This window comes from Arthrobacter sp. NPDC056727, assembly GCF_042790555.1.
In the GTDB taxonomy this organism is placed as follows: Bacteria; Actinomycetota; Actinomycetes; order Actinomycetales; family Micrococcaceae; genus Arthrobacter.
Genome location: NZ_JBHTZA010000004.1, coordinates 163,308 through 187,509 on the forward strand (window position 1 = coordinate 163,308; position 24,202 = coordinate 187,509).

The window sequence follows — 24,202 nt, forward strand, 5'->3', positions numbered from 1 at the left end:
GCGGAATCCTGCCGGGTCCGGCAGCCCCTCGGCGTCACAGCAAATCGATGGGAAATTCACAGGAAAAGCCCTTAACCTTGATTTGTTGAAGCATCAACGCCGTCCCCAGAGTGCCAATCCCACGAAAAGAGACCCCGTGAAGCCATCAATCCGCAAGACTGTTTTCGCCGGCATGGCAGGCCTGTCCCTCGCCGGAACGGTGGCAGGCTGCGCGCCTTCTGCCCAAACTGCCGCGCAGGAGACCGAACCGGCCCCGGCATCCTCGGCACCGTCTGTGGCCACCGGATCCGGAACGGCATCGGCCCCTGCCGGTTCATCCGCTTCAGGCTACAAGGACGGTACCTACAGCGCCGACGGGAACTACCGGTCCCCCAACGGCACCGAGACTGTGGGTGTCCAGCTGACTCTGGCCAACGGCACGGTGTCCGCCGTGGAGATCACCCAGCACCCCTCCAACCCCAACACGCGCAAATTCCAGGGCGAGTTCGCCGACGGCATCGCCGACCAGGTGGTGGGCAAGAGCCTGGATGAGATCAAGGTCTCCAAAGTGGCCGGCTCCTCCCTGACCAGCGGCGGCTTCAACCAGGCGGTCGAAGCCATCAAGGCGCAGGCACTGTAGGCGGCTGCCGTGCCGCATACAGGCTGGCACAGCTTCCGCTTTGACGGCATCGGGACCGGCTGGGAAATCGCCACCCCTGGCCCGTTGCCCCCGGCGCTGCGAAGCTCCGTGTTGGCCGAAGTGGAGCGCTACGACTCCACGTGGTCCAGGTTCCGCGCGGACTCCCTGGTGACCCGGATGGCCGTGGCCCCCGGACAGTACCGGCTGCCGCCCGAGGCCTCCGGCCTGGCCGCACTGTACCGGCAGCTTTATACGCTCAGCGGCGGCGCCATGACGCCCCTCATCGGGAAAAGCCTCGAGAGGCTGGGCTACGATCCGCAGTATTCACTGCAGCCCCGCGGCGAAGCCGCGCCTCCCCCGGCCTGGGACGCAGTCCTGGAATGGCACGGAACATCACTGCGGACCACGGCCCCGGTGGTGCTGGACATCGGCGCGGCCGGCAAGGGCCAGCTCGTTGACCTATTGGCCGGCCTGCTCAGGAGCAACGGGGTTCCGGATTTCTTTATCGATGCCAGCGGCGACCTGCTGAACGGCGGACAGGAGCCGGTGCAGGTGGCACTGGAGCATCCTTACGACATCACCAAGGCGATAGGAACTGTGCCCCTGGGGTCCGGCGCGCTCTGTGCTTCGGCGTCGAACCGGCGGGCCTGGGGAGACGGGCTCCATCACGTCCTGGACGGCACCACCGGGGCGCCGGTCAGGACGGTCGTGGCCACCTGGGCACTGGCGGAGACCGCCATGGCGGCGGACGCCCTCGCCACCGCCCTGTTTCTCGTTCCGGCCGGCGACCTGGAGCGGCACTTCCGCTTTTCCTGGCTCAAGGTCTTTTCCAACGGCAGCGCGGAATATTCCGCGGAATTCGAAGGAGCTCTGTTCACATGAGTTCGACCACCTCCCGGCAGCACGCCGCACCCGGCACCGCCCTGGACGCGAACCTTGGCCGGTTCACGATGTACCGGCTGGTGCTGCTGGTGCTTGCCGTGCTGGCCGCCTACAGCCTCCTCCTCGACGCGCTGGGCTGGCTGACGTTCGGCATCCCGAACATGCTCGCCCACCTGGCCCTCTGCCTGGGGCTGACGTACGCTTCCAACCGCGCTTTGGCAGCACTGTTCCGGGTTCAGCCGCACACGGAATCCTCGCTGATTACCGGCCTCCTGCTCTACTTCCTGTTCTGGCCCACCGGGCTCGGCCCCGCGTTGGGGCCGATGGACCTGGCCGGGGTGGCCCTGGCCTGCGTCCTGGCGTCGGCCTCCAAGTACGCCCTTGCCTGGCGTGGCCGCCATGTGTTCAACCCCGCGGCCGCCGGCGCGTTCATCGCCGGGCTCACCGGGCTGAACATTGCCACCTGGTGGGCCGGCACGCCGGCCATGCTGTGGCTCCTGGTCCCGGGCGTCCTGCTGGTGCTCTACCGGACCAGGAAAATACTCATGGCCGTGGTGTTCATACTGGTGGCCACCGCCGTCGTGGCAGTGGTCCAGGTGCCTTCCGGCATGGACCTCGGAAGTGCCGTGTGGCAAACCCTGGCGCAGGGACCCGTGCTGTTTCTTGCCGGGTTCATGCTCACCGAGCCGCTCACCCTGCCGCCCCGGCGCTGGCAGCAGCTGGCGATGGCCGCCGTCGTCGGTGTCCTTCTGGCCACGCCCTACAACTTCGGCGTTGTGGCGAACTCACCCGAACTGGCGCTGCTGGCCGGCAACCTGCTGGCGTTCCTGGCAGGCCAGCGTGGAAGCGTCCGGCTGCTGTTCAGCCACTCCCGCGCGCTGACGCCGACGACGACGGAGTTCGTCTTCCGCCCCCGGCGCCCGCTCCGCCATGCACCCGGCCAATACCTCGAACTGGATCTTCCGCACACCAAGCCGGACGGACGCGGCAGGCGCCGCGTCTTCAGCCTGACCAGCCCGCCCGACGCGAAGCATGTGACGATCGGCGTCGGCACCGCACACCCCGTCTCTGCCGCCAAACGCAAGCTGCTGTCCCTTCAGCCCGGCGAGCAGCTCACGGCCACCAGTGTCGCCGGTGACTTCGTCCTGCCGAAGGGCCAGGATCCCGTGCTGCTCATTGCCGCGGGCATCGGCATCACGCCGTTCCTGGCGCACCTGTCCGGCGGAGTGGCCAGCGAGCGCGACACCGTGCTTCTCTACCTTGCCCGGAACGCAGCGGAACTTGCCTACGCCGCGGAACTGGAGAATTCCGGCGCCCGTGTCGTTGCCCGGCTCGCCGACGGATCGGCGCCGCCGGACTTCATCGAGGACGCCGGGACGCTACTCCCCCAAGGGGCACGGCTGGACGGCCACGCGCTGAAACGGCTGGTGCCGGACATCGGCGAGCGTAGGGTGTTCGTCTCGGGTTCACCGGCCAGTGTGGGCTCGCTGCGGCGCGCGGCGCGGCGTGCCGGCGCGCGCCGTATCCACGTGGATTCCTTCGCGGGATACTAGATGGGAGAGCCCGTTTTCCTTTCCGGCCCACCTACCTGCTAAGCTCTAGGACGTCCGGCCGGGAACGGCAGGATCCCTGGATGCCCTCGTAGCTCAGGGGATAGAGCGTCTGCCTCCGGAGCAGAAGGCCGTAGGTTCGAATCCTATCGAGGGCACAGAAGAAACCCCCGCCGCTTACTGAAAGCGGCGGGGGTTTCCTGCATTCCCAGTGCGACTTCCCAGTGCGCCTGACGAAGAATGTCAGAGGCCGTTCGTAGTGTGGGCTGCATGGTCTGTTCAATCGTTCCGCCGTACATCCTCCGCCGCCTGGCCGCCCAGGGTTCCCCCCGGTTCTCGGCCGTCGCCCGCGCCGCCAGGGAGGCCCTGCTTCACGTCGGCGCCCTTCACGCGGCCCGCACATCTGCGCCGTCGGCTCCTGCCGGCATCCGGCAGCTGGAGCCCGCCCCGGTCAACAGGTCCGTCTTTGACGCGAAGTCCGGCGAGTCGCTGCCCGGCCAGGTTGTCCGGAAGGAGGGTGACGCGGCCACCGGCGATCCCGCAGTCGATGAGGCCTATGACGGCCTCGGCCACACGCACAGCCTGTACGCCGACGCCTTCGGGCGCAATTCGATCGACGGCCAGGGAATGCCGCTGAAGGCCACCGTCCACTTCGGCCGGATGTACGACAATGCGTTCTGGGACGGCCAGCAGATGGTGTTTGGCGACGGCGACGGCGAGGTCTTCGAGCGGTTCACCCGCTCGCTCAGCGTGATCGGCCACGAACTCGCCCACGGCGTGACGCAGTTTTCAGCCGGACTTGCCTACCGCAACCAGGCCGGGGCCATCAACGAGTCCGTCTCCGACGTCTTCGGCGCCCTCGTGGAGCAGTACTTCCGGAAGCAGGCCACCGCCGAAGCCTCCTGGCTGATCGGCGAGGGCCTGTTCACGCCGCAGGTCCAAGGGTCCGCGCTGCGCTCCATGAAGGCACCGGGGACGGCGTACGACGACGACGTCCTGGGCAAGGACCCGCAGCCGGACTCCATGGACTCCTACGTCCGCACACGGGCCGACAACGGCGGGGTGCACATCAACTCCGGCATTCCGAACCGGGCGTTCTGCCTCGTCGCCCTGGCCCTGGGCGGGAATGCCTGGGACGCGCCGGGGCAGATCTGGTACGAGACCCTGACCGGCGGCTCGCTCAGCCCCACCACCACCTTCACAGCCTTCGCCAAAGCCACCGCGGCCACGGCGAAGGAACTCTTTGGCGAGGAGTCCGCAGAGCATGACGCCGTGCGCGGGGCGTGGGAGACTGTGAAGGTAAAGCTCTAACCGACGCCGGGACTGTGGCCTTCCGCTTCCCGGCAGCCGCGGAAACCCGGGAACCTCGCCATGAAAATCACAGTCGAGCGCAGCGGCGGGATAGCCGCAGTCACCCGCGTCTGGACGGTGCTGGCCGTCACGCCAAGCGACAAAAACCGCTGGCAGCCCCTCGTCGAGGCCTGCCCGTGGGACGCCGTCGACGACCCCCGGCAGGCGGCGGACGGCCAGCCGGACCGCTTCATGTACTCCATCCGCGCAGGCCAGCGCCGCGCCACGCTGCCGGAGACGGCGGTCACCGGTCCGTGGCGCGTTCTTGTGGAGTCGACCCGGGCAGCCGCTGAAGAATCCCGGCCGTCCTAGCCGGAGCAGACCCTAGCTCGCCGGCGCCATCTGGCCGCGGAAGGCCCGGCGGTAGGACTGCGGACTCGTGTCCAGCACCTTGGCGAAATGGTGCCGAAGCAGCACCGGGTGTCCGAACCCTGACTGCCGGGCAATCTCGTCGATGTTCAGCTCCGTGGATTCCAAAAGCTCCTGGGCGCGCAGGACGCGCTGGGAATTGAGCCACGCGGCCGGGGTGGCGCCCGTTTCGGCGCGGAACCGGCGCGCGAAGGTGCGCGGCGACATGTGCACTCGGGCGGCCAGCTCCTGGACCGGATGCTCCTCGTCCAGGTTCTCCACCATCCACCGGAGGAGTTCCTCCATGGGCTGGGAGCCGCACTCGGGCATGGGCCGGTCGATGAACTGGGCCTGGCCGCCGTCGCGATGGGGCGGGACCACCATGTCCCTGGCGATGGCGGCCGCGACGGCTGCCCCGAATTCGAGCCTCACCAGATGGAGGCAGGCGTCGATGCCCGCGGCCGTGCCGGCGCTGGAGATGATGCGGCCGTCCTGGACATAGAGGACGTTCTCGTCAACCAGGACCTTGGGGTACTGGGCCGCGAGTTCCTCGGAGTAATGCCAGTGCGTGGTGCACCGGCGCCCGTCCAGGAGCCCGGCCCGCGCCAGCGCAAAGGCCCCGGAGCAGATGGACATCACCCAGGCGCCGCGGCTGTGCGCCGCCCGGAGCGCTTCAAGGACGGATTCCGGAACATCTTCATCCCGCCCATACGGCGCCATGATCACCAGGTCCGCATCGGCCGCGGCTTCAAGGCCGAGGCCCACATTCATTGTCAGGCCGGACTTCAGCGGAACTTCGCCGGGCGCCGGAGTGCACACGCGGAAGTCGAACTGCGGCACGCCTGTTCCCCGGTCCGAACGGTCGATGCCAAACACCTCAAAAGCGGTGCCGAACTCAAAGATCGAGAAGTTGGGAACCACGATGACTGCCACTGATTTGAGCATGAATCCAGTATGGCAGAAATTTGTACTTTTTAGGCATTTCTGCCACTTTTTTCTGCGGTCCAGCGGGAGAACCATGGAGACATGGAAATCTTCGGAATCGCCCTCCTTGTCCTGGTCCTCGTTGCAGCCGCCGCCACGGTCGGCGCCATCCTTCGGGATGGCCGCGGCCACACGCCTCCCGAGCACTCGGTCCGGGACTGGTCCGCGCTGGACCTCCCCAGCAGCAACTACACGATGCGTATCTTCTAGCGGCACCTGGCCGCGGGCTCGAACGTCAACCGTCCACCTCAACCAAGAAACCCAAACCAAGGACCCGGCGCACGCCGGGTCCTTTTACGCGGCAGTAGACTTGGGGGAGCCATGACTTTTCATATCTCATACCCCGCCGAGCTGCCGGTTTCCGAGCGCCGCGAGGACCTGATGGCCGCAATCGCCGCCAACCAGGTGACGATCATCGCCGGTGAGACCGGCTCCGGAAAGACCACCCAGATTCCCAAGATGTGCCTGGAGCTGGGCCTGGGCGAGAACGGCCTGATCGGCCACACCCAGCCGCGCCGGCTCGCAGCCCGCACGGTGGCCGAACGCATAGCCTCCGAACTCGGCGTCGACATCGGCCAGGAGGTGGGCTTTCAGGTCCGGTTCACCGGCGAGGTGAGCAAGTCCACCAAGGTCAAGCTGATGACCGACGGCATCCTGCTGGCCGAAATCCAGCGCGACAAACTGCTCCGCAAATACAACGCGATCATCATCGATGAAGCCCACGAACGCAGCCTGAACATTGACTTCATCCTCGGCTACCTCAAGCGGATCCTGCCGCAGCGGCCGGATCTGAAGGTGATCATCACCTCCGCTACCATCGATCCCGAGCGCTTTGCGAGGCACTTCGGCTCGGACGAGGACCCGTCGCCCATCGTTGAAGTGTCCGGGCGCACCTTCCCGGTGGAGATCCGCTACCGCCCGCTGTCCCAGCCCGCCGGCGGCCCGTCCGGCGATGACGAGGACAACTCCTCCGATGATGAACTCGAGGAAGACCGCGATCCCCTGGACGCGGTGTGCGACGCCGTCGACGAGCTTGCCCTCGAAGCTCCCGGCGACATCCTCATCTTCTTCTCCGGCGAGCGCGAGATCCGGGACGCCGCGGATGCCCTGCAGTCCAGGATCCAGTCCAACCGGCGGCTGGCCGGCACCGAGGTCCTCCCCCTGTTCGCCCGGCTGAGCCTGCAGGAGCAGCACCGCGTGTTCAACCCGGGCGGCAAGCGGAGAATCGTGCTCGCCACCAACGTGGCCGAGACCTCCCTGACCGTGCCGGGCATCAAGTACGTCATCGACACCGGCACCGCCCGCATCTCGCGCTATTCACACCGCACCAAAGTGCAGCGGCTGCCCATCGAGCGGGTGTCCCAGGCCTCTGCCAACCAGCGTTCCGGTCGCTGCGGCCGCGTCTCGGACGGCATCGCCATCCGGCTGTACTCCGAGGAGGACTTCGAGTCCCGGCCGCTCTACACGGATCCGGAAATCCTGCGCACCAACCTGGCGGCTGTCATCCTGCAGATGACAGCCATGGGAGTGGCCCGCGGACCCAAGGACATCGAAAACTTCCCGTTCGTGGAACCGCCGGACTCGCGGGCCATTAACGACGGCGTGACCCTCCTCCGCGAGCTCGGTGCCCTAAGTTCACCGCAGGCAGCAACTGGCGCGCCGCAGGCAGCTGCCGGCCGCAACGGCGGCAGTGGGCTGACCGCCGTCGGACAGAAGCTTGCCCAGCTGCCGGTGGACCCGCGGCTCGGCCGCATGATTGTGGAAGCAGGAAAGCGCGGCTGCGTCCGCGAAGTCATGATCCTGGCGGCGGCCCTGACCATCCAGGACCCCCGCGAACGCCCCACGGACAAACAGCAGCTCGCAGCAGAGAAACACGCCCGTTTCCGGGACGAGAACTCCGACTTCACCGGCTACCTGAACCTCTGGAACTACATCCACGAGAAGCAGCAGGAGCTGTCCTCCACGCAGTTCCGCCGCCTGTGCCGCAACGAATTCATCAACTACCTGCGCGTCCGCGAATGGCAGGACCTGTTCACGCAGCTCCGGCAGCTGGCCCGGCCCCTGGGCATCAGCCTGGACAACAAGCGCGAGGCGGACCCCGTGGGCAACCACGAGGGCATCCACATCAGCCTGCTCTCCGGGCTGCTGAGCCACGTCGGCATCCTCGATGAGCGCAAGCGGGAATACGCCGGCGCCCGTGGCAGCCGGTTCGCCATCTTCCCGGGCTCGGCACTCTTCAAGAAGTCGCCCACGTTTGTCATGGCCGCCGAGCTCGTCGAAACCAGCCGGCTGTGGGCACGCGTCGCGTCCAAGTTCGAGCCCGCATGGGCCGAGCAGGTCGCTCCGCACCTTATCAAGCGCAGCTACAGCGAACCCCACTGGTCCACCAAGATGGGCGCCGTGATGGCCTACGAGAAGGTCACCCTCTACGGCGTACCCATCATCGCCCAGCGCCGGATCAATTTCGGCAAGGTGGACCCTGTCCTAGCCCGCGAGCTGTTCATCAGGCATGCACTGGTGCAGGGCGAATGGAAGACTCACCACAAGTTCTTCCACCGCAACCGGGCACTGCTGCAGGAAGTGGAGGAGCTCGAGGCCCGGATGCGCCGCCGGGACCTGCTGGTGGACGACGAGACGCTCTTCGAGTTCTACGACGCGCGGGTGGGCAAGGACGTCGTCTCGGAACGGCACTTCGACAAATGGTGGAAGGAGGCCCGGCAACAGGATCCCGCACTCCTGGACTTCGATGAGGCCCTGCTGCTCAGCGAAGACGCCGACGACCTCGACGAGGCCGCCTACCCGAAGACGTGGCTGCACAAGGGCTTCGAACTGCCCCTGAGCTATGAATTCCATCCCGTCGCGCCCGGCTCGACGCCCAACCCGTCCGACGGCGTTACGGCTGAAGTCCCGGTCCTCTTCCTGAACCAGCTCGACGACGCACCCTTCCGCTGGCTGATCCCCGGCCAACGGGTGGAGCTCATCACCGCGCTGATCAAGTCCCTGCCGAAGCAGGTCCGCAAGAGCTTCGTTCCGGCCCCCGACGTGGCACGGCAGGCAGTGGCGGCCCTGGAAGCTGATTTCGACCCCGCCGAGGACGAGCTGGAACCATCACTCGAGCTTGTCCTCCGCCGCCTGAAGGGCCAGATCGTTCCGCCCGGGTCCTGGAACTGGGACGCGGTGCCGCCGCACCTGCGGGTGAGCTTCAAGGTGGTGGACAGCCGGGGCAAAGTCCTGGACGAGGGCAAGGACCTCGAAGCCCTGCAGGAGCGGCTGGCGCCGGCCACCCGCCGGGCCATCGCGGAATCCCTGGGCGCCACCCCCGCCACCGCCGGCCCGCGCTCCCCCAACTCAGGGACAACGAAGAAGTCCCAGCAGCAGGCATCTGCGCCGAAGGACAGCCTGCCGGAATCCCGTCCGCAGGCGCACGCCGGGTTCAAGGAACAGTCGGGCCTGACCCAGTGGCAGTTCGGCTCCCTTCAGCGGGAAGTCAGTGTTACCGTCAAGGGCCATACCGTCACGGGTTTTCCCGCGCTCGTGGACGAAGGGAAGTCCGTGGGCCTGCGCGTCTTCCAGACGGCGTCGGAGCAGCTCGAGGCCATGCGGGGCGGCGTCATCCGGCTCCTCGCGCTGCGCGTGCCGGCGCCGGACCGCTACGTCCTGGAACACCTGAACAACACGGAGAAGCTGACGTTCAGCCAGAATCCGCACGGGTCCGTCTCGGCCCTGATCGCCGACTGCGTCCTGGCGGCGGTGGACAAGCTCACGCCTGCAGAGCTCCCGTGGGACCAGGCGGCGTTCGACGCCCTGTACGAGCATGTCCGCGCGGAGCTGATCGACACCGTATTCAGCGTCACGGCCGTCGTGGAGCGCATCCTCGCCAGCACGCGCAGGATCGAAAAACAGCTCAAGGGCACCACCAGCCTGGCGCTCATCAGCGCGCTCAATGATGTCCGCAGCCAGCTGGAGCAGCTGGCGTTCCCCGGCTTTGTGGCCAAGACCGGCTATGCGCAACTGAGCCAGCTGCCGCGCTACCTCTCCGCCATCGAGAAGCGGCTGGAGAAGCTGCCGGGCAACGTACAGCGCGACGCGCTGCACATGTCGGCGGTCCAGCAGTTGGAGGACGATTACGACGACGCCGCGTCGGCGCTGCTGCCCGGCCGTCGGGCAGGCGCTGAGCTGACTCAGGTGCGGTGGATGATCGAGGAACTAAGGGTGAGCCTGTTCGCCGTCGAGCTCGGCACGGCCTATTCCGTGTCCGAGAAGCGGATCCGGACGGCGCTGAACAAGGTACTGGCGGCGTAAGCCGTTATTAGCACAAGACGACGGCCACCTCCTACCGGAAGTGGCCGTCGTCGTATGCCCCGTCGAGGGCAACTGATTATGGGTCAGCGGGTGCCCGCACCCACGGATTCGGCCTGCGCGGGTTCCGCCCGCCCGACCGAGAGCGGCATGGTTGTGGTGTCGATGCGGTCGTTGGTGTCCTGGTCGCGGACCAGTTCCTCTGCTTCCGCGCGGCTGGCGACGACGGGTACGGAGCCAAGGAGTGGGCGGGCGGCCGTTTCGCGCATCTTCACCATCGCCAGGAGTGCCACGGCAGAGAAGAACATCACGTAGAACGCCGGTGCGTAGGAGTTGCCGCTGACCTCAACGAGGATCTGGCTGACCAACGGTGTGGTGCCGCCGAACAGCGAAATGGCCACGTTGTGGGTCAGGCCGACTCCGCCGTAGCGGGACGCCGTGGGGAACAGCTCGGACATCGCGGCGCCGGTCAGGGACAGGAAGAAGGCGCTGGGGAGTGAGACCATGAACAGCGCCAGGTACAGCGACCACACCTGGCCGACGTGCATCAGGGCAAAGGCCGGCAGGAGCAGGACGAGGTTGCCGACGGTGGCGATGGCGTAAATGGGGCGGCGCCCGATCCGGTCAGACCAGCGTGCCACCACGGGCACGATCAGTGCTTGGATGAGCAGGATCACGACTGTCGCTACTGCTGTGTACACAGTGGCCATGCCCACCTGCATTTCCAAGTACGTGGGCATGTAGCTCGTGACCATGTAGGAGGAGGTCCCGTCCGCGGCGATCAGGGCAATGCCCACCAGGATCTGCGGCCAATACAGCCGGACGATGTTCGCCAGGTTCTGCCGGACGAAGATCGGGTTGGTGTGCTCCGTCGCCGTTTCCTGTGCCACCTCGAAGCTGGGCGATTCGGGAATGCGTTTGCGCAGCGAGATGGCCACCAGGCCCAGCGGCAGGGCAAGCAGGAACGGAATCCGCCAGCCGCCGTCGCGCATTGCAGTCTCGCCCCACGCGGAAGTGGTGACCATGGTGGTCACCGCCACCACGGCGGCGCCGGCGGCGAAGCCCAGCTGCGCGCCGGTGTTCAGCAGCGCGGTCCAGAAGCCACGGCGGCTGTCCGGGGAGAATTCGGCGACGTAGGTCGCGGCGCCAGAGTACTCGCCGCCGGTGGAGAATCCCTGCACCATCTTCAGCAGGTACATCGGAACCAGGACCCACAAGCCCACCTGGCCTGCAGTCGGCAGCAGACCAATGATGGTGGTGGCTGACGCCATGATGGCCATGGTGAAGAAGAGGACCCTGCGGCGGCCGATCCTGTCGCCGAGCGGGCCCAGTATCATGCCGCCGAGCGGGCGCACGATGAACGAGACCGCGAAACCCAGCAGTGTCACCAACAGGCCCATCCGCTGGTCCATGCCCTCTGTAAAAACGCTGGTCATGGTGATCGCCAGGTACCCATAGATCCCGATGTCGTACCACTCGATGAAGTTGCCGACTCCCGCGCCGATCTGGGCCTTGCGAAGCTCGCGCTTGTCGACGACGATGCAGTCGTCCGTCCGCAGCCGGCGCGTGGTTGTATTCATCGCCGGAGGTTGTTTTCTGGACTGATGGAACATCCTTGTCCTTCTTTTCCTAGAAACGAGAAGCGCAGTTCGTGGCCGCAGGGGACGTGGGTGTTTGCGCTGCCTCGTTGGGATCGTTGGTTCGAACGGAACTGAAGCTCTCCGGCCAGGTCACCGCCCGGATGTCCGGCATCAAACGCCCGGCCCCGCTCGTTCATATGATGAACGTCGCGTTCACAAGTATGGCATGCGACACAGGTGTGTCAAACAGCACAGCGCGATGTGGGCGATCACTAAGGCGTTCAAACCTACGGCGTCGGGCGGATCGTGCGGCTGAAAACGCGTACGACGGCGGCGCTGCCGCGGCTTGCACTTTCTGCTCTGCCGTTACCACTTTCTGCTCTGCCGTACCCGGGCTTCCAAGGCTAGGAACGCCGGGATCTGCTGCCTGGTTTTTGTTCTCGGATGGATCCAAAAAAGTTTCTGGATCCGTCTCCATCTGGGGTCGGAACGGCCCTTTAATGTCAGTGGCCCTTGGCAGACTGTGTTCATGGAGGTCATCGGGGATTCAGCACTGGCAGGAGCGGCGCCGCACAGCGCCGCCCTGCATGCTGCCGCGCTTCCCGAGGCCCTTGTTCCGGACACAGTTTTCCCCAGTGACACGATTCCCGCCGGGTGGTTCACGGGCGAGACTTTTCCGCTCGATGAATTCACGGACGAGGAGTTCGTGTATGACGATGACCTCGACGCCGCCTATCCGGACCCTCTCCCGCAGGATCCGTTCCCCGAGGCCCGGTTTTACGATGACCGGTTTTACGATGTCGTTTTCACCGACGCCCCCGAATTCACGGACACCTCCGGCACCGGCGGCAGTCCCTCCGGCGCTGATACACGTCCTACAACTCGGGTGAGTCTCGACGACCGGATCGGGGAGGTAAAGACTCTTTTGCGGGCCGATCTCACCGCTGACGGTCCCGGGCTGATCGACCAGATCCGGGCGGGCGAGAACATCAAAGCCATGATCGCCGGGCAACAGGCCAGGCTAGCCGTCGCGCTCGAGGCGAGACAGCGGCAGGAACAAGCCGAACTCGAAGCCGGGACCAGCCCAGGGCAGGCCCACCGCAGCACCCTGGCGGCCGAGGACCTCGGCAGGAAACGCCCCAAAGAACACACGACCGGCGTGGCCGAACAGATCGCCCTGGCCCGGGGCGAGTCCCCGCACCGCGGCGGCCGGCTGCTCGGCATGGCCAAGGCCCTGGTCACCGAGATGCCGCACGCCCTCGGTGCACTGGATACCGGCGGGCTGAATGAAGAAAAGGCCATGTATGTCGTGAAGGAAACGGCCTGCCTGACCGTCGAAGACCGGGCCGCGGTCGATGAGGAACTCGCCGCCGACACCGGGACCTTCGACGGGGTCGGGACCCGCGGCGTCATCGCCGCCGTCAAAGCCGCCGCCACCCGACGGGATCCGCGCTCGGTCACCCAACGCGCCAGCCACGCCGCCTCCGAGAGGTCCGTCAGCCTGCGCCCGGCCCCCGACTGCATGACCTACCTGACAGCCCTGCTGCCCGCCCACCAAGGCGTCGCCGTCTACACGGCCCTGACCCGGCAGGCCGACGCCCTCCGCACCGCCGGGGACCCGCGGTCCCGGAACCAGGCCATGGCCGACACCCTCGTCGAAAGGACCACCGGCACCCCCGGCGGCATCACCGGCATCGAGGTCAACCTCGTCATGACCGACCGCACCCTCCTCCAAGGCGACAGCGAACCAGCAAGACTCACCGGCTACGGCATCGTCCCCGCCGCATGGGCACGGAACCTCCTCAACCCCGAACAGGCACAGGAAACCGCGCACCAGGAAGCCGCCGCAAAAGACGCGGTCAAGGACCTGAAAATCTGGCTCCGGCGGCTCTACACCGCCCCGGACACCGGCGACCTCGTCGCCATGGAATCGAAACGCAGGCTCTTCCCGCCACCGCTGCGCCGCTTCATCCAAATCCGCGACGACACCTGCCGCACACCCTACTGCGACGCACCCATCCGCCACCACGACCACATCATCCCCTGGCACAACAACGGCCCAACATCCCTCGCCAACGGAGCCGGACTCTGCGAAGCCTGCAACCACACCAAAGAACTCCCCGGCTGGAAAACACAACCCAAACCAGGACCAAGACACACCATCGAAATCACCACCCCCACCGGCCACACCTACCGCTCAACCGCACCACCGCTACCGGGAAGTGGATCGCGCTGGCCGGACCAGGGCGAAGATGGATTGTCAGAAACCGAGCAGCCCGGCCCGGGTCCTTAACAGGACAGCCTGGGCAGGACTTAAGCCTCGGGTACGAACTCCCCGTAGCCGGCGTCGCGCAGGCCTGCGCGCAGCTTCTCGGCGTTGGCGTCCAGCCTGGCCGGATCCGGGTTGTGCTCGGCGGTGGCAAAGTTGAATTCAGCCATGCTGTTGGACGGCCACACGTGCACGTGCATGTGGTTGATCTCGTAACCGGCCACGATGAGTCCTGCCCGGGCTGCCCCGAATGTGTCCACCTGCACCGCGCCGATGCGCCGGGCCACTTCCATGACCCTTGCCAAAGTCTCGGGTGCAGCGTCCGTCCAGCGGTCCACTTCCTCGGTCGGGACCACCAGCGTGTGCCCGTCTGCAAGCGGCCCCATCGTCAGGAACGCCGAGACGTCCGGTTCGCGCCAGACAAACCGGCCAGGGATCTCCCCGTTGAGAATCTTGGTAAACAGCGTGCTCATGCGTCAGCCCTTTCCGACGGTTCCTGCAGAGTGGATGTATCCAGGACAAAACGGTACTTCACATCGCCTGCGACCATCCGGTCATAGGCGTCGTTAAGCTGCGCGGCACCAACCACTTCAATGTCCGAGACAACTCCGTGTTCGGCGCAGAAGTCGAGCATCTCCTGGGTTTCGGCGATGCCCCCGATCAGTGAACCGGAATAGGAAATACGCCTTCTGATCAGTGCCCCGGGGCTGACGGGCGGCATGGCTTCGGAGGGCAGCCCCAGCTGGAACAGGGCGCCGTCCCGGCGGAGGGTTCGGAAAAGCGGGTTGAGGTCGTGCGGGGCGGCGACGGTATCGATAATGACGTCGATGCTCCGGTTTTCAGCGGCCATCGCCTCCTCGTCGCGGGACAGCACTACAGCGTCTGCGCCCAGTTCCAGCGCCGCGGACACCTTGGATTCGGACGTCGTAAAGACCTTAACTTCGGCTCCCATCGCTTTGGCCAGTTTGACGGCCATGTGGCCCAGACCGCCAAGGCCGACGACGCCCACCACGTGGCCCTCCCGGACACCGAAGTGGCGCAGCGGTGAGAACGTGGTGACGCCCGCACAGAGCAGCGGGGCAGCCGCCGCCGGGTCCAGGCTTTCGGGCACGCGCAGGACATAGCGCCGGTCCACCACCACAGAGGAGGCGTAACCGCCCTGCGTTACTGCGTCCCCGTTCCTGGCATCCTTGGCACCGTACGTCCCGGTCAGGCCGCGTTCACAGTACTGTTCCAGCCCTTCGAGGCAGCTCTCGCATTCGCGACAGGAGTCCACCATGCAGCCCACCCCCACGCGGTCTCCCGGCTGAAAATCCAACACACCGGAACCGACGCGGCTGACCCTTCCCACGATCTCGTGACCCGGTACGAGCGGGTAGTTCTGCGAGCCCCACTCCCCCCGGGTGGCGTGAACGTCGGAGTGGCAGAGCCCGCAGAATTCGATCGCGATTTCGACGTCGTCGGCTTTGGGCGCCCGCCGGGCAACGGTCAGCTCAACCAGGCCGCTCGTGGCGGACGTTGCGCCGCGGGCGGCGGCAAGGCGTCCCGCGAGGGGTCCGACGGCGGTCTCCTCCAGCGGAATTCGCAGATTCAGGGGCGGGGGCACAGGACGTCCAGGAGTCATATGGCGACGCTACCGCGGCTCCCCGAGGAGTTCCAATCGCCAGGTTTCGACGCGCTCAACCACCGGGCGAGGCAGTCACTCTCCCGGATCGGCACCCGTGGTCACCGGGCGGGCGGCATCATTGGACCATTCGGAGAAGGAGCCGGGGAACAGCGCGGCGGTAAACCCTGCAATTTCCAGGGCCGCGATCTCGTGGGAGGCTGTCACGCCGCTGCCGCAGTAAACGGCAGTCGGCCTGGTTGCATCGACCCCAAGGCCGGCGAAGCGCTTCCGCAGCTCCTCCGCCGGCAGGAAGCGGCCGTCGTCGTCGAGGTTCGCCGTGGTGGGAGCGCTGATGGCACCGGGAATGTGGCCGGCCCGGGGATCGACCGGCTCCACTTCCCCGCGGTAGCGTTCTCCCGCCCGCGCATCCAGCAGCACGCCCGCGGCGGCCCAGCCGGCGGCCCCGTCGGCGTCGGTCACCGGCATGCCGCCGTCGGCGAACGTCACGTTGCCGGCGTCCGGCTCCACTGACCCGCCCTCCACGGGCAGCCCTGCCGCACGCCAGGCGGCCAGGCCGCCGTCGAGCAGGTAAACGGTGCGGACCCCTGCGTTCCGAAGCATCCACCACACCCGGGCAGCGGAGGTGTTCCCGGCGTCGTCGTAGGCCACCACAACGTCACCATCGCCAACGCCCCAGGACCGGGCCGCTTCCTGGAAACGGGCCCGCGAAGGCAGCGGGTGGCGGCCGCGGCCGGGATCTGCAGGGTCCGCCAGCTCGCTGGGGAGGTCCACGTACACAGCACCCGGGATGTGCTCTTTCAGGTAGTGGCTGCGGCCCTCCGGATCCCCAAGCGCCCAGCGGACATCCAGCACCACGGTGCGCTGGCCGGATGCCAGCCGGGCTTTCAGCCCGGCTACGTCAATGAGGGTGTCCATATGTCTCCTTGGGATCGTCTGAAGAGTGCCTGGGCCGCACGGGCGCAACTGCACCAACTCTAGCCGCGGGTGGCCGCGCCGGTAGGCTGATGCCGTGAGCAGGCGATTCAGTGAACGGGCATGGGCGGATGAGGCAGTCCGCAAGATCAACGCGGAAAACAACCGCTCGGCAGACACCCACCTGTATTCGGTGCCGCTCCCCGAGCACTGGGGCGTCCAGCTGTACCTCAAGGACGAGTCCACGCACCGCTCCGGAAGCCTGAAACACCGGCTGGCCCGCTCCCTGTTCCTTTTCGGGCTGGTTAACGGGTGGATCCGCGAGGGGACCACCATTGTGGAGGCATCAAGCGGCAGCACCGCGGTTTCCGAGGCGTACTTCGCGCAGCTCCTCGGCCTGCCCTTCATCGCCGTGATGACCCGCACCACCAGCCCCGAAAAAATCGCCCTGATCGAACAGTTCGGCGGTGCCTGCCTTTTGGTGGACCATGCGTCAGAGGTGTACGCCGCAGCCGCCGAGGTGGCCGCCACGAGCGGCGGCCACTACATGGACCAGTTCACCTACGCCGAGCGCGCCACGGACTGGCGGGGCAACAACAACATTGCCGAGTCCATTTTTGAGCAGCTGGCGCTCGAGGAGCACCCGGTCCCCCGCTGGATTGTGGTGGGGGCCGGGACGGGCGGGACCAGCGCAACGATCGGCCGCTACCTCCGCTACCACCGCCACGCCACGTCCCTGGCCGTGGTCGATCCGGAAAACTCCGCCTTCTACCCCGGCTGGCAAAGCGGCGCTGCGGACTTCAGCACCGGAATGCCTTCCCGGATCGAGGGGATCGGCCGCCCTCGCATGGAGCCGAGCTTCGTGCCCTCCGTCATCGACCACATGATCCAGGTTCCCGACGCCGCTTCGGTGGCAGCCATGCGGCACCTGCATTCGCTGGCGGGCCTCCACGCCGGGCCGTCCACGGGCACCAACCTCTGGGGAGTCTGGCAGCTCGTGGCGCAGATGTTAGCCGACGGCGAGCGGGGCAGCGTGGTGTCCCTGATGTGCGACGGCGGCGACCGGTACGCAGGCAGCTATTACAGCGCTGAATGGCTGACGGCCCAGGGACTGGATCCGCAGCCGTACGAGGACACGCTGAACGAGTTCTTCGAGACGGGTACCTGGCAGCCTTAAAGTTCGACGGACTCCCTGGCGGACAGGTGGGCGTACTCCGTTCCGTACTTCGCCCCGATCCGCTTGACGTGGCCCTCTATGAGTCCCAGGCCGGTCTCGTTCAGGAGGCCATCGTGGATGGGGAAAGCCCGCTCGGCCCGGACACCAATGACGAAATCCACGACTTCGCTGATCTTGTTCCACGGGGCGTGGACGGGGACCAGGAGCGTGCGCACGCTGATGCCGTCCGGGATGATGAACGAGTCACCCGGGTGGTACACGTTCTCGTCCACGAGGTACCCGACGTTGGCGACCACCGGAATCTGGGGATGGATCAGGGCGTGCTGGCCGCCGAAGCTGCGGACCGCAAACCCGGCCGCGTCAAAGGCCTTTCCCGGCTCCACGGCGTGCACCCGCCCAGCGGCGTCCGGCGCCTCCTTGCGCACATTCTCCGCCACACCTGCCGGCGCAAACAGCTCAAGCCCGCCGTTGTCTTTAAGAGCGGCGGTGACGGCGGGAACGTCGATGTGGTCGGCGTGCTCGTGCGTGATGAGGACAGCGTGTGCGCCTGCCAGCGCCTCGGCGGATTCGGAGAAGGTCCCCGGATCAAGGACCAGCACCTGGCCGTCCTTTTCGAGCCGGACACAGGCGTGCGTGAATTTAGTCAGCTTCATGGAGCCAGCCTAGGGACGGGCCCGATCAGTGTCCACGCGGCTCCGGCTGGTAACGTTAAAGCTTGCTGTTACCCGAAAGAAAAGCGAGTTTATCCAATGCCACAACGCGCCAGCGCTGACGGCAGGCCACAGGCGCCTTCGACGCCGGCCGGCGGGAAAGAGCAGCGCGTCACCAAGCAGCGGATCGCTGTCAGCGCCGCCCTGGATGAGCTCAATGACTTCGTGAGCACCCAGGAGCTCTACCGGATACTGCAGAACAAGGGTGTTTCGGTTTCCCTGGCCACCGCCTACCGGATCCTGCAGTCGCTGGCCGACGAGGAACTCGTGGATGTGCTGCGCAACGGTGACGGCGAGGCGGTCTACCGCCGCTGCGCCGTGACGGTGCACCACCACCACCTGCTGTGCCGCAACTGCGGCAAGGCGGTTGAGGTGGAGGCGCCCGCCGTCGAAACCTGGGCCGCGCGGACCGCCCAGGAGCACGGCTTCACGGAAGTGGCCCACACGGTGGAAATCTACGGCCTTTGCCCCGACTGCTCCGCCCGCAAGGCCGCCGCGCAGTAGTTTCTGGCACGCAGTAGTTTCCGGCACAGCGCAGTAGGCGAGCTTACGCGGTCCGCATGACCCGGCCGTTGAGTCCTCGCTTGGCGCGGACGCTGCCGATGACCCGGCACACCACATAGATCAGGAACGACAGCGTGGTGACGTAGGGGCTGATGGGGATGCGGCCGCCGAGGGCCAGCAGTATTCCCCCCACCGTTGCCGAAACGGCGAACACCACGCTGAGCAGGACCACGAGGCGCGGCGAGGACGTCACCCGCAGGGCCGCAGCCGCCGGAGTGATCAGCAGGGCAAGAACCAGCAGGGCGCCCACGATCTGGATGGACAGCGCCACGCTGATGCCCAGAAGCACCATGAAAACGAGGGCCAGCGACCGGACGGGAACGCCGCGGGCCTCGGCCAGCTCAGGGTCGACGCTGGCGAAGCTCAGCGGGCGCCAGATGATGCACAGCGCCGCCATCACCGCCACTGCAGTCCCTGCCAGGACCTGGAGCTGGACGGTATCCACGGACACAATCTGCCCGGTGAGCAGGCCGAACTTGTTGGCCGCCCTGCCTTCGTAGAGCGACAGGAAAAGAATGCCGAGGCCCAGGCCAAACGGCATGATCACACCGATGATGGAGTTCTTGTCCCGGGCCCGGACACCCATGAGCCCGAGCAGCAGCGCAGCCGCCACCGAACCCACCAGGGATCCGAACACCACGTCGGTTCCAATGAGGAGCGCAAAGGCGGCGCCGGCAAACGAGAGCTCGGAAATTCCGTGGACGGCAAACGCCAGGTCCCGCTTCATGACGAAGGTCCCGATCAGGCCGCCGAGGAGTCCAAGCACCGCGCCAGCCCATAACGAGTTCTGCACCAGCACCAGCAGCTCGCCATAGTTCTCGAAGTTGAACACCGTTTGCAGGAAGGATGCCAGATCCATCAGGAACCCTCCCCCGCAGCGGCGTGCGCGTCGTCATGGTGGTGCGTCGTGGCGTCGGGCAGACCGACGACGACGATCCGGCCGTTGGCATGGATCACTTCCACGTTGCTGTCGTAAAGGTCGGAAAGGACTTCGGTGGTCATAACCTCGTGCGGCGTTCCCACGCTGAACCGGCCGCCGGCCAGGTACAGGATCCGGTCCACATAGTCGATGATCGGATTGATCTCGTGGGTCACGAACACCACGGCACTCTTCCGGTCATGGCACTGTTTGTTGATGAGCGCACTGACGGCCTGCTGGTGGTGCAGGTCCAGCGACAGGAGCGGCTCGTCGCAGAGCAGCACCTTCGGGTCAGTGGCAAGTGCCTGGGCCACGCGGAGGCGCTGCTGCTCGCCGCCGGACAGCTGCCCGACGGGAACTTTGGCGTAGTCGCTGGCACCGACGAGGTCCAGCAGTTCGTCAATTTTGCGGTTTGCCTTGGCGGTACCCAGCCGGATTCCCCAGCGGTGCCCGTCGACGCCGAGGCCCACCAGGTCGCGGGCCCGCATGGGGGTGTCGGGCAGGAAGGGCTTCTGCTGCGGGATGTAGCCGATCATCCGGCTCCCCCGCTCCACGGGGTGCCCGCCGAGGCTCGCGTGGCCGGAGTGCAGCTCCTGCAGCCCCAGCAGGACCTTCAGGAAGCTTGTTTTTCCGCTGCCGTTGGGCCCCAGCACCGCGAAGAACTCCCCCGGATTGATGTCCAGGTTCAGGTCTTCCCAGAGCGCGCGCCGGCCGAACTTCAGCGACGCCTGCTTCAGGCTGATGACTGGGTTCAACGCTGCGCCTTCAGTGCGTTGCTGATGTTTTCCACGTTGTCCGCCATCCACTGCAGGTAGTTCTTGCCGTCAGGAAGAGTCTCAGTGAAGTTCACCACCGGCGTCCCGGCGGCACTGGCCGCATTCTTGACGGCCTGGGTCTGCGGGCCTTGGGTCTGCTCGTTGTAGGCGAGGAAACTGGTCTCCTTGGCGGCGACCGTCGCGGTGGCTGCCTTCAGGACTGCCGGCGGAACGTCGGCGCCTTCCTCGACGGCCGCGGTGTACTCGGCCGGGGTGCGGTTCTGCAGTCCGGCCGCTTCCAGCAGGTAGAGGGGGACCGGTTCGGTCACGGCAACGCCGGCGCCGCCGTGCGAGGTCTTCATTGCGGAAATCTTACTCTCAAGCTTCGCGATACCGGACTTGAACTCAGCGGCGTTGGCGGTGAACTGGGCGGCCGAGGCGGAGTCGAGCGCGCCGAGGCGGGCGGCCACGGCATCGGCGAGGTGCGTCATGGCATCAAGGCTGTACCAGACGTGCTCGTTGAAATCGCCATGGTCGTGGGAGTGCCCGTCCGAAGCATGGGCCGAGGCCGTGCCCGCTGCCTCGGGGGCAAGACCGGAAACCTCCACGGCACTGATGATGTTCTCGTGCGGCACATTGCTGTCGTCCGCCAATGTGTGGATGAAGTCGTCGTAACCGCCGCCGTTTTCCACCACCAGCTTGGCCTTCGACACCGCCAGCCGGTCCTGGGCATTGGCTTCGTAGGAGTGCGGGTCCTGGCTCGGACGGGAGATGATGGCAGAGACGTTGACTTTGTCCCCGCCGACGGCTTCAACGATGTCCCCGTACACGTTGGTGGACGTGACGACGGCGATGCGCCCGTTGCCCCCTGCGCCTGCGGTCCCTGCCGGGGCACCACAGCCGGTGAGAAGCAGACCGAAGCCGGCCACGGCGGCAGTCAGGAAAGTGCGGACGTTGCTGGGCACGGAAAGACCTCGGTTCTGGACGGATTGGGCTGCGGGGAGGAGCAACCTGCAGCCAGTGTATCGCTAAATAGGAATGATTCCTATTTAGGATCCTATTCGCCGTCGGGCGTTCCCAGCCTGCGGATGCCCTTTGCCTGGGTTGCGTCCCTGATCTCGCCCACGAGCTGCTCGATCACATCCTCCAGGAACAGCACGCCTTCGGTCTGCCCGTCCGGGCCGATGACGCGTGCCAGGTGCGAGCCGGACCGCTGCATCACGGACATGGCCTGTTCAATCTCATCGTCCCGCGAGAGATTGGCCAGGGAACGGATGCGGTTTTCCGCGATGGGCTGCCCGTAGCCGGCTTCCGGAATGGCAAGCACGTCCTTGATATGGAGGTAGCCGGCCAGCAGGCCGTCATCGTCCAGCATCGGGAACCGGGAAAAGCCGGTGCGGCTGACGGCCTTCTCAAATTCCAAGGGCGACGTTGAGGACTTCAGCATGACCAGCCGCTCCAGCGGAACCATGACACTTCCCGCCGTATACTCCGAAAATTCGAGGGCGCCGGTGATGAGTCCCGCGTCGTCATCCACCAGGCCATGCCGTGTGGACTCCTGCACGATGGACTGCACCTCTTCCAGCGTGAACGTGGAAGTGACCTCATCCTTGGGCTCAATCCGCATCACCTTCAGGATGTGGTTCGCGGACCAGTTCAGCGCGGCAATGACCGGGTTGACGATCCGTGCCACGAACATCAGCGGCGGAGCCAGGAGGAGTGCTGCCTTGTCCGCAACGGACACCGAAATGTTCTTGGGCACCATCTCCCCGAACGTCACGTGCAGGAACGTCACCAGCATCAGGGCGACAGCGAACGCTGAAACATCGGCAACTTCCGTCGGCACCCCCAGTCCGGCAAGGGGCGCCGCCAGCAGGTGGTGTATCGCCGGCTCCGCCACCAGCAGGATCAGCAGCGAGCACACCGTGATGCCGAGTTGGGCGCACGCCAGCATCAGCGAAACATTCTCCATGGCCCGAAGGGTTGTCTGCGCGCGCACGACGCCTTCGTCCGCGAGGGGCTCAATCTGGCTCCGGCGCGCGGACATGACGGCAAACTCCGCCGCCACGAAGAAGGCGTTGCCCAGGAGCAGCAGCACCAGCCAGAGCAGTCCCGCCCAATCGCTCATGACCGGCCGCCGTTCATTGTCTTGCCATTCCCGGCCTTGCCGTTCCCGGACCTGCCATGGTTGGCCGTCCCGCGCTTCGACGGGCCGTGGCCCCCGGACTGCTGTCCCGGAGCGGAAATGTCTGGCCGGCCAAGGCCGGGTTCGCGGTGGGGCCGGAAGCAGATCCGGTCGATCCGCCTGCCATCCATCCGGGTGACGCTGAGCGTCCCGCCGCCCACCTCCACCGTGTCCCCAACCTCGGGTATCCGTCCAAGCTCGCTCATGACATACCCGCCCACCGTCTCGTAGGCCGCCTCGTCGGGGACGGTGAGGCCGGGGATCTGTTCCGAGAGCTCGTCCGGCCGCATCAGGCCCGGAAAGTACCAGTCACCCGAAGCGCTCTGCAGCAGCCCGGGCCTGACCTTGTCGTGCTCGTCGGCCACTTCGCCCACGATCTCCTCGACCAGGTCCTCCAGCGTGGCGATACCGGCAGTTCCGCCATACTCATCCAGCACCACGGCCAGTTGCAGGTTGCCCTCCCTCAGCTCGGCAAGCAGGGCGTCGAGGTGGATGGTTTCGGGCACCCGGAGGACATCCGTCATGATGGCTCCTGCCTCGAGCTTTCGCCTGCGGTCGGGAGGAACGGCGATGGCTTTCTTGACGTGCACCAGCCCGCGGATGTCGTCCGCTGATTCACCGATGACGGGAAAGCGCGAATATCCGCTGCGGCGGGCCGCGTCGATGATGTCCGAGACCGGCTGGTCGGCGTCGATGGTTTCGACCCGGATGCGCGGGGTCATTACGTCAGCTGCGCTGCGGCCGGAGAAGTTCAGCGTGCGGGCAATGAAGTTCGCCGTCCCGGGATCGAGCGTGCCCATGGCCGCGGACCTGCGCACCAGGGAGGCCAGCTCCGCCGGCGTACGGGCGCCGGAAATCTCTTCCTTGGCCTCCAGCCCGAAGATATTCAGGACCTTGTTCGAGAAACCGTTCAGCACCACGATGGCGGGCTTGAAAATGGCGGTGAAGACCAGCTGGGGCGGCGCCAGGGAGCGGCCGATGCGGAATGCGAGGGCAATGGCCATGTTCTTGGGAACCAGCTCGCCCAGGAGCATTGACAGTCCCGTGGCTATCACCATCGCCACCACCAGGGACACGGAACCGGCCACCGGCTCCGGGATGCCGACGGCGGCTATGGGCACCTCGAGCAGCGCTCCGACGGACGGCTCCATGACATAGCCCGTCAGGAGTGTGGTCATGGTGATGCCCAGCTGGCAGCTGGACAGCTGCGTGGACAGGGATTTCAGGCACTTCAGCAGCGGCACTGCGGCAGCGTCGCCGTCGTCAACGGCACGCTGCACCGTGGGCTGGTCCAGTGCAATAAGGGAAAATTCGACGGCGACGAAGAAGCCGGTTCCCAGGATGAGCAGCAGGCCGGCGGCAACAAGGAGCCACTCCATCATGGGCCCCCGGGCCGGCACCCGGATTTACCGTCCATGGCACCTATATTCACTGTCCATAAGGATTGCAGTCTACAGGAGCAGCGTTCCGCC

General features: G+C 66.3%; 21 protein-coding genes and 1 tRNA gene. 11 read left to right on the top strand and 11 right to left on the bottom strand.

The annotated features are described in order from the left end of the window. Positions 1–136: 136 nt before the first annotated feature. The 6 genes from ACFRAH_RS05700 (at position 137) to ACFRAH_RS05725 (ending at position 4,713) form a co-directional block, all read left to right on the top strand. Positions 137–619 carry a hypothetical protein gene (locus ACFRAH_RS05700; RefSeq protein WP_377989932.1) on the top strand — a complete coding sequence of 161 codons (483 nt, stop codon included), beginning with the start codon at positions 137–139 and terminating at the stop codon, positions 617–619. Positions 620–628: 9 nt separating this feature from the next. Further along, complete coding sequence (locus tag ACFRAH_RS05705; RefSeq protein ID WP_377989933.1) at positions 629–1,501, top strand: FAD:protein FMN transferase; 873 nt, start codon at positions 629–631, stop codon at positions 1,499–1,501. After that, the gene (locus tag ACFRAH_RS05710) at positions 1,498–3,054 is read left to right on the top strand and encodes an FAD-dependent oxidoreductase (protein WP_377989934.1); all 1,557 of its coding nucleotides are present in this window, start codon (positions 1,498–1,500) and stop codon (positions 3,052–3,054) included. Before ACFRAH_RS05705 ends, ACFRAH_RS05710 begins: the two co-directional genes overlap by 4 nt. An 82-nt stretch (positions 3,055–3,136) precedes the next feature. Continuing rightward, positions 3,137–3,209: transfer RNA gene (locus ACFRAH_RS05715), tRNA-Arg, on the top strand. Positions 3,210–3,321: 112 nt separating this feature from the next. Next, positions 3,322–4,362 (top strand): M4 family metallopeptidase, encoded by a 1,041-nt coding sequence (locus ACFRAH_RS05720; protein ID WP_377989935.1) that lies wholly within the window; start codon positions 3,322–3,324, stop codon positions 4,360–4,362. 60 nt (positions 4,363–4,422) lie between these two features. Then, positions 4,423–4,713, top strand: a complete 291-nt coding sequence (locus ACFRAH_RS05725) for a protealysin inhibitor emfourin (RefSeq protein WP_377989936.1) — start codon at positions 4,423–4,425, stop codon at positions 4,711–4,713. 12 nt (positions 4,714–4,725) lie between these two features. Here the strand turns inward: ACFRAH_RS05725 and ACFRAH_RS05730 are convergent, their stop codons facing one another. Beyond that, positions 4,726–5,694: a GlxA family transcriptional regulator gene (locus ACFRAH_RS05730; RefSeq protein WP_377989937.1), complete on the bottom strand. Its 969-nt coding sequence runs from the start codon at positions 5,692–5,694 to the stop codon at positions 4,726–4,728. An 81-nt stretch (positions 5,695–5,775) separates the two neighbouring features. Here ACFRAH_RS05730 and ACFRAH_RS05735 point away from each other — a divergent pair, with 81 nt between their 5' ends. Continuing rightward, a complete protein-coding gene (locus tag ACFRAH_RS05735) occupies positions 5,776–5,943 on the top strand; it encodes a hypothetical protein (RefSeq protein WP_003804817.1) in 168 nt (55 codons plus the stop codon). Positions 5,944–6,054: 111 nt separating this feature from the next. Continuing rightward, positions 6,055–10,035, top strand: a complete 3,981-nt coding sequence (hrpA, locus tag ACFRAH_RS05740; RefSeq protein WP_377989938.1) for an ATP-dependent RNA helicase HrpA — start codon at positions 6,055–6,057, stop codon at positions 10,033–10,035. 83 nt (positions 10,036–10,118) lie between these two features. On the opposite strand, the gene ACFRAH_RS05745 is transcribed toward hrpA, so the two are convergent. Continuing rightward, a complete protein-coding gene (locus ACFRAH_RS05745; protein ID WP_377989939.1) occupies positions 10,119–11,612 on the bottom strand; it encodes an MFS transporter in 1,494 nt (497 codons plus the stop codon). A gap of 529 nt (positions 11,613–12,141) precedes the next feature. Between ACFRAH_RS05745 and ACFRAH_RS05750 the strand changes: the two genes are divergently transcribed. Continuing rightward, positions 12,142–13,905 carry an HNH endonuclease gene (locus tag ACFRAH_RS05750; RefSeq protein ID WP_377989940.1) on the top strand — a complete coding sequence of 588 codons (1,764 nt, stop codon included), beginning with the start codon at positions 12,142–12,144 and terminating at the stop codon, positions 13,903–13,905. A 20-nt stretch (positions 13,906–13,925) separates the two neighbouring features. Here ACFRAH_RS05750 and ACFRAH_RS05755 read toward each other — a convergent pair whose 3' ends face one another. The 3 genes from ACFRAH_RS05755 to ACFRAH_RS05765 all read right to left on the bottom strand — a co-directional run bounded on the left by ACFRAH_RS05755 (position 13,926) and on the right by ACFRAH_RS05765 (position 16,423). Then, positions 13,926–14,354 carry an HIT family protein gene (locus ACFRAH_RS05755; RefSeq protein ID WP_377989941.1) on the bottom strand — a complete coding sequence of 143 codons (429 nt, stop codon included), beginning with the start codon at positions 14,352–14,354 and terminating at the stop codon, positions 13,926–13,928. Next, positions 14,351–15,505, bottom strand: coding sequence for an NAD(P)-dependent alcohol dehydrogenase (locus ACFRAH_RS05760; protein WP_377989942.1), 1,155 nt, complete (start codon positions 15,503–15,505; stop codon positions 14,351–14,353). The genes ACFRAH_RS05755 and ACFRAH_RS05760 overlap by 4 nt, the downstream gene beginning before the upstream one ends. Before the next feature lie 75 nt (positions 15,506–15,580). Next, positions 15,581–16,423, bottom strand: a complete 843-nt coding sequence (locus tag ACFRAH_RS05765; RefSeq protein ID WP_377989943.1) for a sulfurtransferase — start codon at positions 16,421–16,423, stop codon at positions 15,581–15,583. A gap of 94 nt (positions 16,424–16,517) precedes the next feature. On the opposite strand from ACFRAH_RS05765, the gene ACFRAH_RS05770 reads away from it, so the two are divergent. Then, positions 16,518–17,597 (top strand): PLP-dependent cysteine synthase family protein, encoded by a 1,080-nt coding sequence (locus ACFRAH_RS05770; protein WP_377989944.1) that lies wholly within the window; start codon positions 16,518–16,520, stop codon positions 17,595–17,597. Here the strand turns inward: ACFRAH_RS05770 and ACFRAH_RS05775 are convergent. Next, the gene (locus ACFRAH_RS05775; RefSeq protein ID WP_377989945.1) at positions 17,594–18,250 is read right to left on the bottom strand and encodes an MBL fold metallo-hydrolase; all 657 of its coding nucleotides are present in this window, start codon (positions 18,248–18,250) and stop codon (positions 17,594–17,596) included. The two genes, ACFRAH_RS05770 and ACFRAH_RS05775, sit on opposite strands and share 4 nt — an antisense overlap. A 96-nt stretch (positions 18,251–18,346) precedes the next feature. On the opposite strand from ACFRAH_RS05775, the gene ACFRAH_RS05780 reads away from it, so the two are divergent. Next, positions 18,347–18,811: a Fur family transcriptional regulator gene (locus tag ACFRAH_RS05780; RefSeq protein WP_377989946.1), complete on the top strand. Its 465-nt coding sequence runs from the start codon at positions 18,347–18,349 to the stop codon at positions 18,809–18,811. A 43-nt stretch (positions 18,812–18,854) separates the two neighbouring features. On the opposite strand, the gene ACFRAH_RS05785 is transcribed toward ACFRAH_RS05780, so the two are convergent. The 5 genes from ACFRAH_RS05785 to ACFRAH_RS05805 all read right to left on the bottom strand — a co-directional run bounded on the left by ACFRAH_RS05785 (position 18,855) and on the right by ACFRAH_RS05805 (position 24,109). Next, positions 18,855–19,730 carry a metal ABC transporter permease gene (locus tag ACFRAH_RS05785; protein ID WP_377989947.1) on the bottom strand — a complete coding sequence of 292 codons (876 nt, stop codon included), beginning with the start codon at positions 19,728–19,730 and terminating at the stop codon, positions 18,855–18,857. Beyond that, positions 19,730–20,545: a metal ABC transporter ATP-binding protein gene (locus ACFRAH_RS05790; RefSeq protein WP_377989948.1), complete on the bottom strand. Its 816-nt coding sequence runs from the start codon at positions 20,543–20,545 to the stop codon at positions 19,730–19,732. Before ACFRAH_RS05790 ends, ACFRAH_RS05785 begins: the two co-directional genes overlap by 1 nt. Beyond that, a complete protein-coding gene (locus tag ACFRAH_RS05795) occupies positions 20,542–21,510 on the bottom strand; it encodes a metal ABC transporter solute-binding protein, Zn/Mn family (RefSeq protein WP_377989949.1) in 969 nt (322 codons plus the stop codon). The genes ACFRAH_RS05790 and ACFRAH_RS05795 overlap by 4 nt, the downstream gene beginning before the upstream one ends. A gap of 92 nt (positions 21,511–21,602) precedes the next feature. After that, the gene (locus ACFRAH_RS05800; protein WP_377989950.1) at positions 21,603–22,673 is read right to left on the bottom strand and encodes a hemolysin family protein; all 1,071 of its coding nucleotides are present in this window, start codon (positions 22,671–22,673) and stop codon (positions 21,603–21,605) included. Continuing rightward, a complete protein-coding gene (locus ACFRAH_RS05805; protein WP_377990052.1) occupies positions 22,670–24,109 on the bottom strand; it encodes a hemolysin family protein in 1,440 nt (479 codons plus the stop codon). The genes ACFRAH_RS05800 and ACFRAH_RS05805 overlap by 4 nt, the downstream gene beginning before the upstream one ends. Between the last annotated feature and the right edge of the window lie 93 nt (positions 24,110–24,202).